Source organism: Pseudomonas sp. DNDY-54, from assembly GCF_019880365.1.
GTDB classification, from domain to species: domain Bacteria; phylum Pseudomonadota; class Gammaproteobacteria; order Pseudomonadales; family Pseudomonadaceae; genus Stutzerimonas; species Stutzerimonas stutzeri_P.
Genome location: NZ_CP082271.1, coordinates 2,002,196 through 2,017,528, shown reverse-complemented (window position 1 = coordinate 2,017,528; position 15,333 = coordinate 2,002,196). Strand labels below are relative to the sequence as shown.

Annotated in this window: 13 protein-coding genes; 7 read left to right on the top strand and 6 right to left on the bottom strand. The window is 57.0% G+C overall.

From position 1 onward, the window contains the following. Position 1: 1 nt before the first annotated feature. Positions 2 to 1,651 carry an ABC transporter ATP-binding protein gene (locus tag K4O48_RS09455; RefSeq protein ID WP_222911750.1) on the top strand — a complete coding sequence of 550 codons (1,650 nt, stop codon included), beginning with the start codon at positions 2 to 4 and terminating at the stop codon, positions 1,649 to 1,651. Beyond that, positions 1,632 to 2,426, top strand: coding sequence for an enoyl-ACP reductase FabI (fabI, locus tag K4O48_RS09450; protein WP_222911749.1), 795 nt, complete (start codon positions 1,632 to 1,634; stop codon positions 2,424 to 2,426). Before K4O48_RS09455 ends, fabI begins: the two co-directional genes overlap by 20 nt. Before the next feature lie 62 nt (positions 2,427 to 2,488). Here fabI and K4O48_RS09445 read toward each other — a convergent pair whose 3' ends face one another. The 6 genes from K4O48_RS09445 to tig all read right to left on the bottom strand — a co-directional run bounded on the left by K4O48_RS09445 (position 2,489) and on the right by tig (position 10,909). After that, positions 2,489 to 4,348: a SurA N-terminal domain-containing protein gene (locus tag K4O48_RS09445; RefSeq protein WP_222911748.1), complete on the bottom strand. Its 1,860-nt coding sequence runs from the start codon at positions 4,346 to 4,348 to the stop codon at positions 2,489 to 2,491. A gap of 208 nt (positions 4,349 to 4,556) precedes the next feature. Continuing rightward, positions 4,557 to 4,829 carry a nucleoid-associated protein HU-beta gene (hupB, locus tag K4O48_RS09440; RefSeq protein ID WP_003282502.1) on the bottom strand — a complete coding sequence of 91 codons (273 nt, stop codon included), beginning with the start codon at positions 4,827 to 4,829 and terminating at the stop codon, positions 4,557 to 4,559. 134 nt (positions 4,830 to 4,963) lie between these two features. After that, complete coding sequence (lon, locus tag K4O48_RS09435; RefSeq protein ID WP_222911747.1) at positions 4,964 to 7,360, bottom strand: endopeptidase La; 2,397 nt, start codon at positions 7,358 to 7,360, stop codon at positions 4,964 to 4,966. Between the two features lie 126 nt (positions 7,361 to 7,486). Continuing rightward, positions 7,487 to 8,767 (bottom strand): ATP-dependent Clp protease ATP-binding subunit ClpX, encoded by a 1,281-nt coding sequence (clpX, locus tag K4O48_RS09430; protein WP_222911746.1) that lies wholly within the window; start codon positions 8,765 to 8,767, stop codon positions 7,487 to 7,489. Between the two features lie 104 nt (positions 8,768 to 8,871). Next, positions 8,872 to 9,510, bottom strand: a complete 639-nt coding sequence (gene clpP / locus K4O48_RS09425; RefSeq protein ID WP_222911745.1) for an ATP-dependent Clp endopeptidase proteolytic subunit ClpP — start codon at positions 9,508 to 9,510, stop codon at positions 8,872 to 8,874. Positions 9,511 to 9,598: 88 nt separating this feature from the next. Beyond that, positions 9,599 to 10,909: a trigger factor gene (gene tig, locus K4O48_RS09420; protein ID WP_222911744.1), complete on the bottom strand. Its 1,311-nt coding sequence runs from the start codon at positions 10,907 to 10,909 to the stop codon at positions 9,599 to 9,601. A gap of 316 nt (positions 10,910 to 11,225) precedes the next feature. Here tig and K4O48_RS09415 point away from each other — a divergent pair, with 316 nt between their 5' ends. The 5 genes from K4O48_RS09415 (at position 11,226) to K4O48_RS09395 (ending at position 15,246) form a co-directional block, all read left to right on the top strand. Next, positions 11,226 to 11,630 (top strand): DoxX family protein, encoded by a 405-nt coding sequence (locus K4O48_RS09415; RefSeq protein WP_222911743.1) that lies wholly within the window; start codon positions 11,226 to 11,228, stop codon positions 11,628 to 11,630. A gap of 120 nt (positions 11,631 to 11,750) precedes the next feature. Next, a complete protein-coding gene (locus K4O48_RS09410) occupies positions 11,751 to 12,152 on the top strand; it encodes a hypothetical protein (RefSeq protein WP_222911742.1) in 402 nt (133 codons plus the stop codon). Between the two features lie 289 nt (positions 12,153 to 12,441). Next, the gene (locus K4O48_RS09405) at positions 12,442 to 13,437 is read left to right on the top strand and encodes a DctP family TRAP transporter solute-binding subunit (protein WP_222911741.1); all 996 of its coding nucleotides are present in this window, start codon (positions 12,442 to 12,444) and stop codon (positions 13,435 to 13,437) included. A 47-nt stretch (positions 13,438 to 13,484) separates the two neighbouring features. Beyond that, entirely contained in the window at positions 13,485 to 13,961 is a 477-nt protein-coding gene (locus K4O48_RS09400; RefSeq protein WP_222911740.1) for a TRAP transporter small permease, read from the top strand. After that, on the top strand, positions 13,951 to 15,246 hold the full coding sequence (locus K4O48_RS09395) for a TRAP transporter large permease (protein WP_222911739.1): 1,296 nt from the start codon (positions 13,951 to 13,953) through the stop codon (positions 15,244 to 15,246). Before K4O48_RS09400 ends, K4O48_RS09395 begins: the two co-directional genes overlap by 11 nt. Positions 15,247 to 15,333: the final 87 nt, after the last annotated feature.

Here is a 15,333-nt window from a genome sequence, read left to right as displayed (position 1 = left end):
CATGGCTGAAAACCTAATAGAGGTACGCGACCTCGCTGTTGAGTTCGTCACCGGCAGTCAACATCAGCGGGTCGTTGAAGCGGTGAGTTTTGATATCCGTAAGGGCGAAACGCTGGCGCTGGTTGGCGAAAGCGGGTCAGGTAAATCCGTCACGGCCCATTCGATCCTGCGCTTGCTGCCCTATCCGCTCGCGCAACACCCGGCCGGTACCATTCATTACGCGGGTGAAGACCTCCTCAAGGCAACCGAAAAACGCATGCGTGGCATACGCGGCAACCGTATCGCGATGGTTTTTCAAGAACCGATGACATCGCTCAACCCGCTGCATACCATCGGTAAACAGATCAACGAAGTGCTGGAAATACACAAAGGGCTTAACGGGAAGGCCGCCACCGCACGCACCCTTGAGCTTCTCGAATTGGTTGGTATTCCCGAACCCGCCAAGCGTATCCGGGCCTATCCCCATGAACTGTCCGGTGGTCAGCGACAGCGCGTGGTGATTGCCATGGCGTTGGCAAACGAACCCGAACTGCTCATCGCTGACGAACCGACCACTGCACTCGACGTAACGGTCCAGCTGAAAATACTGGAGCTTCTCAAGGAGCTTCAGGCTCGCCTGGGCATGGCGTTGCTGCTGATCAGCCATGACCTCAATCTCGTTCGCCGTATTGCTCATCACGTATGTGTCATGCAGAGCGGACGCGTCGTCGAACAAGCACCTTGCGAACAGTTGTTTCGCTCGCCGCAACATCCTTACACGCAGGAGCTGCTCGCAGCGGAGCCTAGCGGCGATCCGGTGCCGGTTGAGGGTTCATCCGAGCCACTACTGGAAGTGAAAGATTTGAGGGTTTGGTTTCCGATCAAGAAAGGTCTGTTTAGGCATACCGTCGACCACATCAAAGCGGTTGATGGTGTCAGCTTCAGCCTTCCGAAGGGGCAAACGTTAGGCATCGTCGGCGAAAGCGGCTCTGGAAAATCCACGCTAGGGTTGGCGATTCTTCGGTTGCTTGCCAGCGATGGCGAGATCCGCTTTGACGGAAAGGCACTAGAACAAATGTCGCAGCGTGCCGTACGCCCGCTTCGACGGCAGATGCAGGTGGTGTTTCAGGACCCATTCGGCAGCCTGAGCCCTCGCATGTCGGTAGGCCAGATAGTCGGAGAAGGGCTCAGCATTCATGCAAAGGGGTCTGCCACGGAACAAGCGCAGGCGATTATCGATGCGCTGGTCGAGGTTGGGCTCGACCCGGAAAGCCGTCATCGCTACCCCCATGAGTTTTCCGGGGGACAGCGGCAACGGATTGCCATAGCTAGGGCATTGGTACTCAAGCCTGATTTAATCCTGCTTGATGAACCAACCTCGGCACTGGACCGAACCGTACAACGGCAAGTGGTTGAGCTACTACGCTCGCTACAGGCCAAATACAACCTGACGTACCTGTTCATCAGCCACGATCTGGCGGTAGTGCGGGCGCTGAGCCACCAGATGATGGTGGTCAAGCAAGGTAAGGTCGTAGAACAGGGGGTAGCCGGATCTATCTTTGCCGCCCCTCAACATCAATATACAAAGCAGTTGCTGGAGTCTGCATTTATGACCCCAGCCACTGATGAACAACCAGAAGAGGGACAAGCACATGGGTTTTCTAACCGGTAAGCGCGTACTGATCGTCGGCGTTGCCAGCAAACTGTCTATTGCATCAGGCATCGCCGCGGCCATGCACCGCGAGGGCGCTGAACTGGCATTCACCTATCAGAACGAAAAACTCAAGGGTCGTGTCGAAGAGTTCGCCGCCGGCTGGGGCTCGGGCCCGGAGCTGTGCTTCCCGTGTGATGTTGCAAGCGATGACGAAATCGTCAAAGTGTTCGAAGAGCTGGGCAAAAAGTGGGACGGATTGGACGGTATTGTCCACTCGGTAGGCTTCGCTCCGGGCGATCAGCTTGACGGAGACTTTACCGACGTCACCACCCGCGAAGGTTTCCGAATCGCACATGACATCAGCGCGTTCAGCTTGGTTGCGCTCGCCAAAGCCGGGCGCCCGATGATGAAGGGCCGCAATGGCAGCATCCTCACGCTTACCTATCTGGGCGCCGAGCGCACCATGCCCAACTACAATGTGATGGGCATGGCCAAAGCGAGTCTTGAGGCAGGCGTTCGTTACCTCGCCGGCAGCCTAGGCCCAGAGGGCACTCGAGTCAACGCCGTCTCGGCGGGCCCCATCCGCACGCTCGCAGCGTCCGGCATCAAGAGCTTCCGCAAGATGTTGGCGGCCAACGAGAAGCAGACTCCACTGCGCCGCAACGTCACGATCGAAGAAGTTGGCAACGCCGGTGCGTTCCTTTGCTCCGACCTCGCTTCTGGCATCAGTGGCGAGATCCTCTATGTCGACGGCGGATTCAACACCACTGCGATGGGCGCTATCGAAGACTGATCTCACCACAACAATAAAAAACCCGCATCGAATGCGGGTTTTTTATTGCCGACTGCCTTCAGTCAGAACGTCTCGATCTCAGCGTCAGCCTGCAGCATCTGACGGTACGCCGCGAAATCCTGCTGCCCGCTGCGCGAAGCGAGGAAGCGCCGGTAGTTCTGCTTATCTTCCTCCGACAGGTCAGCTTTCGGTTCGCTGACGCCGGTAAGACGAACAATAACGAAATCACCACCAGGAAGAGTCACGCTTCCGTAAGTCGGCGCTTCACTCGCCTGAGGTTTCGCCATCCGGAACACCTGCTGAAGCACAGCGGGCTCCACGCCCTCTTGATTTCGTGCAGCCGCTTCGACTGCCTGCCACTCCCGGTCGGTTTCACCGCCAGCCTCACGCAGCGAAGCGATCAACTGCTCACCAGCCTCTTGCGCCTGCTCTGTTGCCTTACTGCGCTTCAGCTGAGCAATGATGTCATCTTTCACCTCATCGAAAGGAAGCACTTCCGGTTGCAGATGTTCTTTTACACGCACCGCAACCACAGTGTCTGGGTCGAGCTCGATCACGCTACTGTTGGCGCCGTCAATTAGCACCTCGTCGCTGAATGCCGCCTGGATAACTTGCCTGTTTGCTGCGATGCCGTCCGCGCCACCCTCGCGCCCAAACGCTTCAGTTGTTTGAACGGAAAGCCCTAACTCTTGGGCTGGTTGGACAAGATCGGACGACTCGAATGCGGTGTCCTCCAATTGTTTACTTGCCTCGACAAAGCGCTGTTCGACCTGCTCAGCTTTCAACTCCCGGATCAGCTCTGGCTTCATGCTCTCCAATGTCGGAACTTCCGGTGACTGCACGCCAAGCAACTTGATAAGGTGCCAGCCAAAATCGGAGCGTACAGGCGCTGATACCTGGCCCTTCTTCAACTCGTATAGGGCCTCTTCAAAAGCCGGGTCATACACACCAGGACCTGCAAAGCCAAGATCGCCGCCTTCACTAGCCGAACCCGGATCCTCAGACATTTCCTTGGCTAAGGCTGCAAAGTCCTCGCCTTCAGTCAATCGCTTAGCGATGCCTTCAATCTTCGCCTTGGCATCGGCATCACCGGAGCCATCCGCTTCCACTAGGATATGCGCCGCGCGCCGCTGCTCCGCGAGATTAGCGATCCGCTGTTGATAGAGCTGCTCCACCTCCTCGTCCGACGCCTCAACCTGATCGAAGAACGAGTCCTTGGTCAGCTCGACGTATTCAAGAACAACCTGCTCCGGCGACCGAAAGCGACCAGTGTTCTCTTCATAGTATTTACGCGCCTCGTCATCGCTAACCTCAACCGCAGCGGCATCGGCTGGCAGGGTTATGGTGGCGAAATCGCGCGTTTGCTGTTCCAGACGAGCAAAGGCTTCAATCTGCTCATCCGTGACGAAACCGGATCCGGATATACCGGCTCGCAGCTGGCCAATCAGCATCTCTTGCTTGAGCAGCTCGCGGAATTGAAGACGCGTGTAGCCCATCTGCTGAATAACTTGATCAAACCGCGCGGCGTTGAAGGCACCGTCGACAGTGAACTCCGGCGTCTGCAAAATTAGCTGATCGAGTGCGCTTTCAGAGAAAGCGAACTCCGCGTTTTGCGCCCCTTGCAACAACAACGCTCGATCGATAAGCGCACGCAGTGAAGATTCACGTACCAGTTTGTCATCCAGCAGCGAAGGATCAAAATCGCCACCCAGCTGCTGCGCCAACTGACGACGCTGCATGTTCATCGCCTGATTGAGTTCATCCAGTGAGATTTCCTCACCGTTGACCTCTGCGGCGTTTCGGCTGTTGCTGGCGGCATTGAAAATGGCATCGAAGCCAGTCAGCGCCAGCAGCATCACGATGATGCCGATAATGGTTTTGGCAATCCAGCCTTGTGAATTGTCCCTGATGTTCTGAAGCATGCGTCCCCCAGGAGTCAACTGCGGATGGTCACCGCAGCGCGGGTGGAATCCGGATAAAAGAAAGGCGCATCCAGGGATGCGCCTTCTCGGAGCTTTTGGAGCGGTTGGGCCTTATCCCCCAAGCCCGAACGCAACAGGCGACGCCTGTTCGAATAACCGCTCCAAGCCAGCGCCAGCGCAAGCCGACATCTGGCCGGATCGAAAACGCTTAGTTGACAGCGTCTTTCAGAGCCTTGCCAGCTTTGAAGCCCGGGATCTTGGCAGCCGCAATGTTGATCGGCTTGCCAGTTTGCGGGTTACGGCCAGTGCGAGCGGCGCGTTCCTTGACAGCGAAAGTACCGAAACCAACCAGCACCACGGAATCACCAGCCTTCAGAGCGCCAGTGACAGATTCAATCACTGCATCCAGCGCGCGGCCAGCAACAGCTTTCGGGATATCAGCAGATGCAGCGATGGCATCGATCAGTTCCGACTTGTTCACTCTAAGTCCCCTTATTTCTGTTGAGTCGTATCTTTAATTTTTGGTGTTAAGCAAAGCGGTGCCGAAAATAGCAGCAACACAGAGGGCCGGCTTATATCAAGGCCACCGAAAATGTGTCAACAAAGCCTTTCAGACTAATGCGTGCTAATTCGCTCCTTGGAATCAGACTCGCGCTTGTCGTCCTTTGCAACAATATCGGGAGCCGCATCGGGCAAGGGCTCCGGCGCGTATTGCAGCGCAATTTGGAGGACTTCGTCAATCCACTTCACCGGTTTAATCTGCAGGTCCTGCTTAATATTCTCAGGAATCTCTTTCAGATCACGCTGGTTCTCTTCCGGGATGATCACCGTTTTGATACCGCCACGATGCGCAGCAAGCAATTTTTCTTTCAAACCACCGATTGCCAACACTTGTCCACGCAAGGTGATCTCGCCAGTCATCGCCACTTCAGCACGGACGGGAATCTGTGTCAGCGCTGATACCAGCGCGGTGCACATTCCGACGCCGGCACTCGGTCCATCCTTGGGCGTGGCACCCTCTGGCACATGGATATGAATGTCCTGTTTCTCGTGGAAGTCGACAGCGATACCCAGGCTTTTTGCTCGACTGCGTACGACTGTTAGTGCTGCCGTAATCGATTCGCCCATCACATCGCCCAACGAACCGGTCTTGGTCAATCGACCCTTACCTGGAACTACTGCGGCTTCAATAGTCAGCAACTCACCGCCCACTTGCGTCCAAGCCAAGCCTGTCACCTGACCGACCTGATCTTGCTGCTCGGCCAATCCGTATCGGAACTTGCGTACGCCAAGGTAGTGTTCAAGGGACTCGGCGGAAATTTTCACTTCGAAGCTTTTCTCTGCCGCATGCTCCTTGACGACCTTACGGCAAACCTTCGCCACCTGACGTTCCAAACTGCGGACACCCGCCTCCCGGGTGTAATAGCGAATAATGTCCCGAATGGCGTCTTCTTCAAACAAGAGCTCGGTCTTCTTCAGTCCGTTGGCCTGCACCTGCTTCGGAACGAGGTAGCGAATCGCGATATTGATCTTCTCGTCTTCGGTGTAGCCGGGAAGGCGGATGATCTCCATACGGTCCAGCAAGGGCGCCGGAATATTCATGGAGTTAGCGGTACAAAGAAACATTACGTCAGACAGGTCGTAATCAACCTCGAGGTAATGGTCGTTGAAATTATGGTTTTGCTCGGGATCAAGCACCTCGAGTAGCGCCGAAGCAGGATCGCCCCGCATGTCGTTACCCATCTTGTCGATCTCATCGAGCAAGAATAACGGGTTGCGGACACCCACCTTGCTCATTTTCTGAATCAACCGACCCGGCATCGACCCGATATAGGTACGGCGGTGACCACGTATCTCAGCCTCGTCGCGCACGCCGCCCAACGCCATGCGGACAAACTTTCGGTTAGTCGAGCGCGCGATGGATTCGGCCAACGAAGTCTTGCCGACCCCGGGCGGGCCGACCAAGCACAACACTGGCCCCTTGAGCTTCTTTACTCGTTTTTGAACCGCGAGGTATTCAAGAATCCGGTCTTTAACTTCCTCAAGACCGTAGTGATCGGTATCGAGCACTTCCTCGGCCTTGGCCAGATCGAGACGCACCTTGCTAGCCGCTTTCCATGGCACATTAACCAACCAATCGATGTAGGTCCTGACCACAGTCGCTTCAGCTGACATCGGCGACATCTGCTTGAGCTTGTTCAGTTCAGCCGTCGCCTTTGTATAGGCGTCCTTGCTCAGCCCAGCATTTTCAATGCGCTTCTTCAGATCATCGATTTCATTATGGCCCTCGTCGATATCGCCGAGCTCCTTCTGAATAGCCTTCATCTGCTCGTTCAGATAGTACTCTCGCTGGCTGCGCTCCATCTGCTTCTTGACCCGGCCGCGAATGCGCTTCTCCACTTGCAGAAGATCGATTTCGGCGTCAAGCAGTGCCAGTACATGCTCCACTCTGGCAGGCAGATCGGTGATCTCAAGAATTGCCTGCTTTTGCTCGATCTTGAGCGCCATATGCGCAGCCATGGTATCGACCAGGCGCGCTGGTTCATCAATGCTCGCAAGCGATGAGAGCACCTCGGTAGGTACTTTCTTACCGAGCTGAACGTATTGTTCAAACTGACTCAGCAGACTGCGGGTGAAGACTTCCGCTTCGCGCTCGTCGATGTCCGATTCATCAATCAAAGACACCTCGGCACGGCAATGGTCATCCACGTCGAAGAACCGATCTATCACGCCACGCTGTTCGCCCTCGACAAGCACCTTAACGGTGCCATCCGGCAATTTGAGCAGCTGCAGAACGGTGGCCACGGTACCCACCCGGTAAAGCCCCTCTTCAGCGGGGTCATCATCGGCTGGATTCCTTTGAGCCAAGAGCAGGATCTGCTTGTCGCCAGCCATGGCAGATTCAAGCGCCTCGATGGACTTTTCCCGGCCAACGAACAGCGGAATCACCATGTGCGGGTAGACCACTACGTCGCGCAGCGGCAAAAGGGGCAATTCGATGGTTGTCTTCATAAATTCAGCTCTACGACGGCCATACGGCAATGAACGGGAAACACCCTGGCAATCAAGATGAGGGCACACAGGGCAAAAAACAAGGATGCGGTAAAAAGCAAAGGGGCCCGGAGGCCCCTTGTTCTGTTACGCGTCAGGCGCAGCCTTGGCGGGCGGCTCGCTATTCTCGTAAATGAGCAGCGGCTGCGATGTGCCCTCAATGACACTCTCGTCGATGACCACCTTGCTTACATCCTTCTGCGAAGGGATTTCATACATCGTGTCCAACAGAACGCCTTCAAGAATCGAGCGCAGCCCCCGCGCCCCGGTCTTGCGCTCCAATGCGCGGCTGGCAACGGCCTTAAGCGCATCGGTACGGAACTCAAGATCAACACCTTCGAGCTCGAACAGCTTGGCATACTGCTTGGTCAACGCATTTTTAGGCTCGGTCAGAATCTGAATCAGCGCAGCCTCATCCAGCTCGTCGAGGGTTGCAATGACAGGCAGTCGCCCAACGAATTCTGGGATCAAACCAAACTTCACCAAATCATCAGGCTCAACCGCGCGCAGCGACTCTCCAATCTTCTTACCCGGGTCCTTACTGCGAACCTCGGCGTTGAAACCGATGCCACCCTGAGTTGAACGTCCCTGGATAACCTTTTCGAGACCCGCAAACGCCCCGCCACAGATGAACAGAATATTCCGCGTATCAACCTGCAGGAATTCTTGCTGCGGGTGTTTACGACCGCCTTGAGGGGGTACTGATGCAACCGTGCCTTCGACCAACTTGAGCAGCGCCTGCTGCACACCCTCGCCCGAAACGTCACGGGTGATCGACGGATTATCGGACTTGCGAGAAATCTTATCGATTTCGTCGATGTAAACGATGCCCATCTGGGCCTTCTCTACATCGTAATCGCATTTTTGAAGGAGCTTCTGGATGATATTTTCGACATCCTCGCCCACGTAACCAGCCTCAGTGAGCGTGGTAGCGTCAGCGATAGTGAACGGAACATTCAGCAGCCGTGCAAGCGTCTCGGCGAGGAGCGTCTTGCCCGAACCGGTCGGACCGATCAATAGAATGTTGCTCTTACCCAGTTCGACTTCTTCTTTCTTGTCGCGCTGGTTGAGTCGCTTGTAATGGTTATAAACAGCTACCGCCAGGATCTTCTTTGCACGCTCCTGACCAATGACGTATTGGTCGAGAATGCCGCTGATCTCCTTTGGCGCAGGCAGTTTTTGCGCGGTGCTCTCGGCCTGTGCTTCTTGCACCTCCTCACGGATGATGTCATTGCACAGGTCGACGCACTCGTCGCAGATAAAGACCGAGGGCCCAGCAATCAACTTGCGTACTTCGTGCTGGCTTTTGCCGCAGAAAGAGCAATAAAGCAGCTTGCCGGAATCCTCGCCGTTGCGGGTGTCAGTCATTCGATCGATCCAATCGGGAAGGCTTGAAATACAAGATGAAGGCAAATGCGGGCATTTTCAAGGGCACAAGGAGCGCACATGACGGATGCCCGCTAACGATACCTTTAGACGGGCAATTGCCGTTTGTCGTGAACAGCGTCGACAACCCCATACTCCAACGCACGCGAAGCGCTCATGAAGTAGTCTCGATTGGTGTCACGCTCGATCGTTTCAAGATCCTGGCCTGTGTGGTGGGCCAACAACTGATTCAGCCGCTCACGAATATAAAGAATCTCACGCGCGTGGATATCAATGTCGGACGCCTGCCCCTGGAAACCACCCAAAGGCTGATGAATCATCACCCGGGCGTTCGGAAGGCAGAAGCGCTTGCCCTTCGCCCCACCCGCAAGCAAGAACGCGCCCATGCTGCAGGCCTGACCGATACAGGTAGTGGACACATCGGCCTTGATGAACTGCATGGTGTCGTATATCGCCATGCCGGCGGTAACGGAGCCGCCTGGTGAATTGATGTACAGGTGAATATCCTTCTCGGGGTTTTCCGCCTCGAGGAATAGCATTTGCGCGACGATCAGATTGGCCATGTAGTCTTCGACCTGACCCACCATGAAAATCACCCGCTCTTTCAGGAGACGGGAATAAATGTCATACGCGCGCTCGCCACGAGCAGACTGCTCGATAACCATTGGCACCAGGCCGCCAGCCGCCTGGATGTCGGGTGCTTGCATAAATGGATTGCCGGACATTTCCAACGAAACTCCCTATGTCATGCCGCAAAGACATAAGCCAGCACGAGGCTGGCTTATGAATATGCATATAAACGGTTGAAGAGACTCAGGCAGCTTGCGGAGCTTCCGCAGGCTTCACTGCTTCTTCGTAGGAGACCGATTTGTCGGTCACTTTAGCCTGCTGCAGGACAGTATCTACAACTTGTTCTTCGAGCACAACAGAGCGGACTTCGTTCAGTTGCTCGTCGTTCTTGTAGTACCAGGACACGACCTGTTCCGGCTCTTGGTAAGCAGAAGCCATTTCTTCGATCAGCTCGCGAACGCGCGCATCGTCAGGCTTGAGCTCGTACTGCTTGACCACTTCGGCGACAATCAGCCCCAGCACGACACGGCGCTTGGCCTGCTCTTCGAACAGTTCCGCCGGCAGCTGATCAGGCTTAATGTTGCCACCGAACTGCTGGACAGCCTGGACACGCAAGCGGTTCACTTCGTTGTCGATCAGGGCTTTCGGCACTTCGATCGGGTTGGCGCTGACCAGACCTTCCATGACCTGGTTCTTGACCTTGGTCTTGATGGCCTGACGCAGCTCGCGCTCCATGTTCTTTTTGACTTCGGCGCGGAAGCCTTCGAGACCGCCTTCCTGAACGCCGAACTGCGCAAAAAATTCTTCGTTCAGCTCGGGAAGCTGGGGAGCCTCAACGCTGTTCACTGTCACGGTGAATTCAGCAGTCTTGCCGGCCAGATCGAGGTTCTGATAATCCTCTGGGAACGTCGGATTGATAACCCGCTCTTCGCCAGCCTTGGCACCAACCAGTGCAGATTCGAAGCCGGGAATCATACGACCCGAGCCCAGGACCAGCTGTGTACCTTGTGCCGAACCGCCCGCGAAGGCTTCGCCGTCAATCTTGCCGACGAAATCGATGTTCAGCTGATCGCCGTCCTCGGCAGCACGGTCGGCTTTTTCGTAGCGAGTGTTCTGCTTGCGGAGAATGTCCAGCATGTTGTCGACGTCTGCTTCACCCACTTCGGCTTGCAGACGCTCAACTTCGATACCTTCGAAGCCGGCTACTTTGAATTCGGGGAACACTTCAAACGTTGCAACGTATTCCAGGTCCTTTCCTTTCTCGAACACTTTCGGCTCAACCGACGGCGCACCTGCTGGATTGAGCTTTTCGGCAACAACGGCCTCATAGAAGGTCGACTGGATCAGATCGCCCAAGGCTTCCTGGCGTGCGGCAGCTTCGTAACGCTGACGAATGACGCTCATCGGCACTTTACCGGGACGGAAACCTGGGATCTTTGCACGGCTGGCGGTCTGTTGCAGACGCTTGTTGACTTCGGTCTCGATGCGCTCGACCGGCACGCCAATGGTCATGCGGCGCTCAAGAGCGGAGGTGCTTTCAACAGAAACTTGCATGGATTTTCCTCGTTGCACAGACATAAGCCGGCGTTCCGGCCCCAGAATGGGCAAGCATTCTAGTGGGTCGTACCACAGAAGTCACCCCGCGCATCAGAACCAGCTCAATGGCAGTTTCAGACGTTATTCAGAGCGTCATTGAGAGCCGTTGGGCCCCGATCATTCCCAGCGGGAGAATGGTCGGCGGCGAACAGAGTGCGTACCACGCAGGCGAGATTAAGCGATAACGGCGCGGTTCGTACGCCGAGCAGGAGCGGCACCGCTGGTCTATCGTTGTGGAGCGCTTACGCCAGAGCCCTCGAGCCGGGAGAATGAAATGACCGCGACTGACGACATCGGAAAGTTGGTCCTGAGGGTATCAGTCGGTGCGCTGATCCTTCTGCATGGAATCTCTAAACTGCAGAATGGAATCGACGGGATAATCGGGATGCTAGGGTCCCTCGGACTGCCGCCTTTTCTTGCGTACGGCGTGTATTTCGGCGAAGTGGTTGGACCGCTTCTGGTGATCATCGGATTGTTCACTCGCATAGGCGCCCTTCTCATGGTCGGCAATATGCTCGCCGCTTTTGGCTTGGCGCACACGCAGGAGCTGTTCTCACTTGGTCAAATGGGTGGCTGGGCTCTTGAGCTTCAAGGTATGTTCCTCTTCGGCTCGATCGCCATACTCCTGCTCGGAGCCGGTCGCTTCAGCGCCGGAGGACTCAACGGGAAATTCAACTAGGCTGAGATCAGCTGACGTTGATCAAGAGGCTTACGTAGAACGGCCGTTTCTTTCTATCAGTTGGCGCAGCTGGGCCGAACACCCATTGAGCAGCAAAGCTACCTTAGCCAAGATCTCGCCATGACAACTTCGGCCCCGATCCGCCAGCCCTGCCCGCCAGCTGCCTGCGTTTGCGGACGCGAACGAGCGCTGGACAATCCCGGTGGCGACCTTCGAGTCCTGCGACTGACGCGCCATGAGGAGAATCGTCTGATAGAGCGGTTGGAAAACCTGACCAGCCTGGCTGATCTCCAACATATGCAGCAGCGGATGTACCAGCAGTTGGGTATTCAGCTTCAAGTGGCACCCGGATCGAACGAAGTCCGGAGCATGCGTGGCATTCGAATCGAGATAGCCGAGCTACCCGGACTCTGTCGGAAGACCCGCCAATCCATTCCCGCGGCGATTCGGCGGGCATTGGAGAAACGCCCATTAATCGCCTACAGCCTGCTCAATGCGCACGATCTGTTGCGTGACGCATGACGTCCAAGGTTCCTGCGCATGGTCCAGCAATAGCGCTCACTGACGCCTTCTGCGATAGTTGCCCGACCGACCGATTATCCGGTTGGTGCGCCCCTCGTCCATAAGACGTCGGTGCGGATGACGCACTCATTTGCTTCGCTGCAACTATCCTTCCGCAGCCTGCCGCGTCGACATCGCGCGACCCGCGCGTCCCGGTGACCAATCCGTCATCGTTGTCGCCCTCCGCTGATAACCAGCGTCGGGCTGTTCGCCGATAAAAACCAAAAGCCGATCCGAACAAGGACGCCTCATGAAACTGACCCGTTGCTTTACCGCGCTGGCCGCCGCTGCGGCGTTGTCCGCCAGCTTCTCTGCCGTTGCCCGCGAATACTCCGTCTCAACCGTGCTCTCCGATGCCTTTCCGTGGGGCCAGGCCGCGCAGAAATGGGCTGACCTGGTCGAGGAGCGATCGAAAGGCGAAATCACCCTCCGCGTATACCCCAACGCGCAATTGGTCGCCGGTGACCAAACCAAAGAGTTCTCCGCCATGCGCTCTGGGCTGATCGACATGGCTGTCGGCTCGACCATCAACTGGTCACCGCAGGTGCCAGAGCTGAATCTGTTTTCCCTGCCGTTTCTGATGACAGACAGCGCCGACCTCGACGCCATTACCCAAGGCGAGGCCGGTGAACGAGCTTTCGATGCAATTGAGAAGCGCGGCATCGTCCCGCTCGCATGGGGCGAAAACGGCTTCCGTGAGCTCTCTAATTCAGCCAAGCCGGTACGAACCCCTGCCGACCTGGCTGGCCTGAAGATTCGTGTCGTCGGCTCGCCGCTGTTCCAGGACACCTTCACCGCCCTTGGCGCAAACCCAACCCAGATGAGCTGGGCCGACGCGAAGCCCGCGCTTACGACCGGCGCGGTCGATGGCCAGGAAAATCCGCTTTCCGTGTTCGACGTTGCACGGGTCGACCAGGTCGGCCAGAAGTATCTGACGCTCTGGCACTACATGGCTGACCCGCTGATTTTTGCCGTCAACCAGCGTGTCTGGAAGCAACTGCCGGAAGCCGACCGTGAGCTGCTACGCCAAGCGGCCATCGATGCGGGAAAATGGGAAATCGAGCTCTCGCGGAGCGGGGAAGCCAAGCGTCTGGAAGACATCCGTTCGCGCGGTGTTGAAGTCGTCGAACTGACCGAACAGGAACATCAGGCCTTCGTTGAGGCGACCCGTAGCGTTCATGAAAAATGGACGCCAAAAATTGGCGCCGAATTGGTGGACGCCGCACGGGCAGCTATCACTGAGTAAAGACCGTTTTACCCGGCGGCGTTTCGCCGTCGGGATTGAGGAAACCCATGAACAATCGACAGGACGCGCGCCTGGAGCGCGTGCTGGCCACACTGGCGCTCGTCATTATCAGCTTGATCAGCCTGGCCAACGTCGTGGTGCGCTATTTCACTGACGCTTCCTTCGCCTTTACCGAAGAGCTCTCCGTATTTTTGCTTGTCATCCTGACCTTTGCGGGTGCCTCAGTGGCAATGCGCAGCAACCGGCACATCCGAATTGGCTTGTTCGAACGCCTTTTCCCACGCCTGCGCACCCCACTGATTATCCTGCAATGGCTTGCCAGCGTGACAGTGCTAGGCCTCGTGGTCTGGTATAGCGGGCAATTCGCCCTGGAAGAATACCAGTGGGAGTCGGAATCCCCGGGGCTCGGCTTGCCGAACTGGTGGTATGTCGTATGGCTGCCCTTGCTGGCGGTGGCGATGGTCGTGCGCCTGACTCAGATGACGCTCGACCGGCTGCGCGGGAGGCTTTCCGATGAGCCCTGACTACTGGATGCTCGCCAGCTTTTTGCTGTTGCTTCTGATAGGCGTGCCGGTCGCTTTTTCGCTGGCATTGTCTGGCGCCGTCGGGATCCTCGCCGGGCTCTCACCGGACATGCTCGCGACACTTGGCACCAACACTTATAACGGCGTCGCCAAGTATCCGCTGATCGCCATTCCGCTGTTCATCCTCACCGGCTTGGTGTTCGAGAAATCCGGCGTTGCATTGCGTCTGGTGCGATTCGCCCAGGCATTGATCGGCCCCCGTCACGGTGGGCTGGCAATGGTCGCCATTCTCGTATGCCTGATCATGGGCGGCATGAGCGGATCGGGGCCCGCCGACGCTGCCGCCGTGGCGATGGTCATGTTGCCGAGCATGACTCGCGCGGGTTACCCCAAGCCATTTTCGGCCACGCTGATCGCAGCGTCGGCCTCCACCGCCATTCTTATCCCTCCGTCCATCGCGTTGATCCTCTACTCCATTGTCGTACCGGGCGTTGATTTGCGGGCGCTATTCGCGGCCGGCCTGTTTCCGGGAATCATTGCAGGGTTGGTCCTGCTGCTGCCGGCCTGGCTACTGGCTCGTCGTTATGGCTGGGAGAAGCCGGAGGGCGCCGAGCGGCCCCCATTGGGTGAAAGCTTTCGCCAGGCCTTACCTGCACTGTTCGCACCGGTGCTGATCCTCGGCGGCCTGCGTAGCGGCCTGTTCACACCGACCGAAGCGGCGGTAGCCGGCGTCACCTACGGTGTCGTGGTCGGCTTGTTCATTACCCGTGAGCTTGATTGGCGCAACCTGTGGCGTCTTTGCGGTGAGGCTGCGGTCATCTCCGGCGTGGTTATGCTGATCATCGCGCTGGCCGGGATATTCGCCTGGGCCGGAACCATGCTCGGCACGTTCAGGCATCTGGCTGAATGGCTGATTTCCCTGTCGGACAACAGCGCCGTGCTGTTGATTCTGGTCATGATCGCCGTGCTGCTGGCCGGCATGCTATTGGACGCAATCTCCATTTATCTAATCCTCATGCCGATCCTCATTCCGGTTATGCAGCACTTCGGCTGGAACCCGGTCTGGTTCGGCATCCTGTTGGCGATGAACATCGCCATCGGCCAGTTCACCCCGCCGGTGGCCATCAACCTCATGGTCACTGCTGAAGTAGCCAAGATACGCCTGGAACAAACGGTTGGCTGGGCGATGCTGTTTGTGGTGGTGATGGGAAGCGCACTGGTACTGGTGGCGATATTTCCGGAAATTGCGCTGTGGCTGCCGAGGGTGCTGGGGTACGCCGTGTGAACGCACACCGTTGCTGCGCGTGCGCGCCCGCCGTTTCGGCTCGTCTGATCCCCTCTTTGGCCCCAGTCGCTGGGGACAGACTAGCCA

What these genes read in the sequence shown, in the direction of transcription:
- K4O48_RS09455 (WP_222911750.1), top strand. Translation starts at nt 2, where the DNA reads ATGGCTGAAAACCTAATAGAGGTACGCGACCTCGCTGTTGAGTTCGTC.
- fabI (WP_222911749.1), top strand. Translation starts at nt 1,632, where the DNA reads ATGGGTTTTCTAACCGGTAAGCGCGTACTGATCGTCGGCGTTGCCAGC.
- K4O48_RS09445 (WP_222911748.1), bottom strand. Translation starts at nt 4,348, where the DNA reads ATGCTTCAGAACATCAGGGACAATTCACAAGGCTGGATTGCCAAAACC.
- lon (WP_222911747.1), bottom strand. Translation starts at nt 7,360, where the DNA reads ATGAAGACAACCATCGAATTGCCCCTTTTGCCGCTGCGCGACGTAGTG.
- clpX (WP_222911746.1), bottom strand. Translation starts at nt 8,767, where the DNA reads ATGACTGACACCCGCAACGGCGAGGATTCCGGCAAGCTGCTTTATTGC.
- clpP (WP_222911745.1), bottom strand. Translation starts at nt 9,510, where the DNA reads ATGTCCGGCAATCCATTTATGCAAGCACCCGACATCCAGGCGGCTGGC.
- tig (WP_222911744.1), bottom strand. Translation starts at nt 10,909, where the DNA reads ATGCAAGTTTCTGTTGAAAGCACCTCCGCTCTTGAGCGCCGCATGACC.
- K4O48_RS09415 (WP_222911743.1), top strand. Translation starts at nt 11,226, where the DNA reads ATGACCGCGACTGACGACATCGGAAAGTTGGTCCTGAGGGTATCAGTC.
- K4O48_RS09410 (WP_222911742.1), top strand. Translation starts at nt 11,751, where the DNA reads ATGACAACTTCGGCCCCGATCCGCCAGCCCTGCCCGCCAGCTGCCTGC.
- K4O48_RS09405 (WP_222911741.1), top strand. Translation starts at nt 12,442, where the DNA reads ATGAAACTGACCCGTTGCTTTACCGCGCTGGCCGCCGCTGCGGCGTTG.
- K4O48_RS09400 (WP_222911740.1), top strand. Translation starts at nt 13,485, where the DNA reads ATGAACAATCGACAGGACGCGCGCCTGGAGCGCGTGCTGGCCACACTG.
- K4O48_RS09395 (WP_222911739.1), top strand. Translation starts at nt 13,951, where the DNA reads ATGAGCCCTGACTACTGGATGCTCGCCAGCTTTTTGCTGTTGCTTCTG.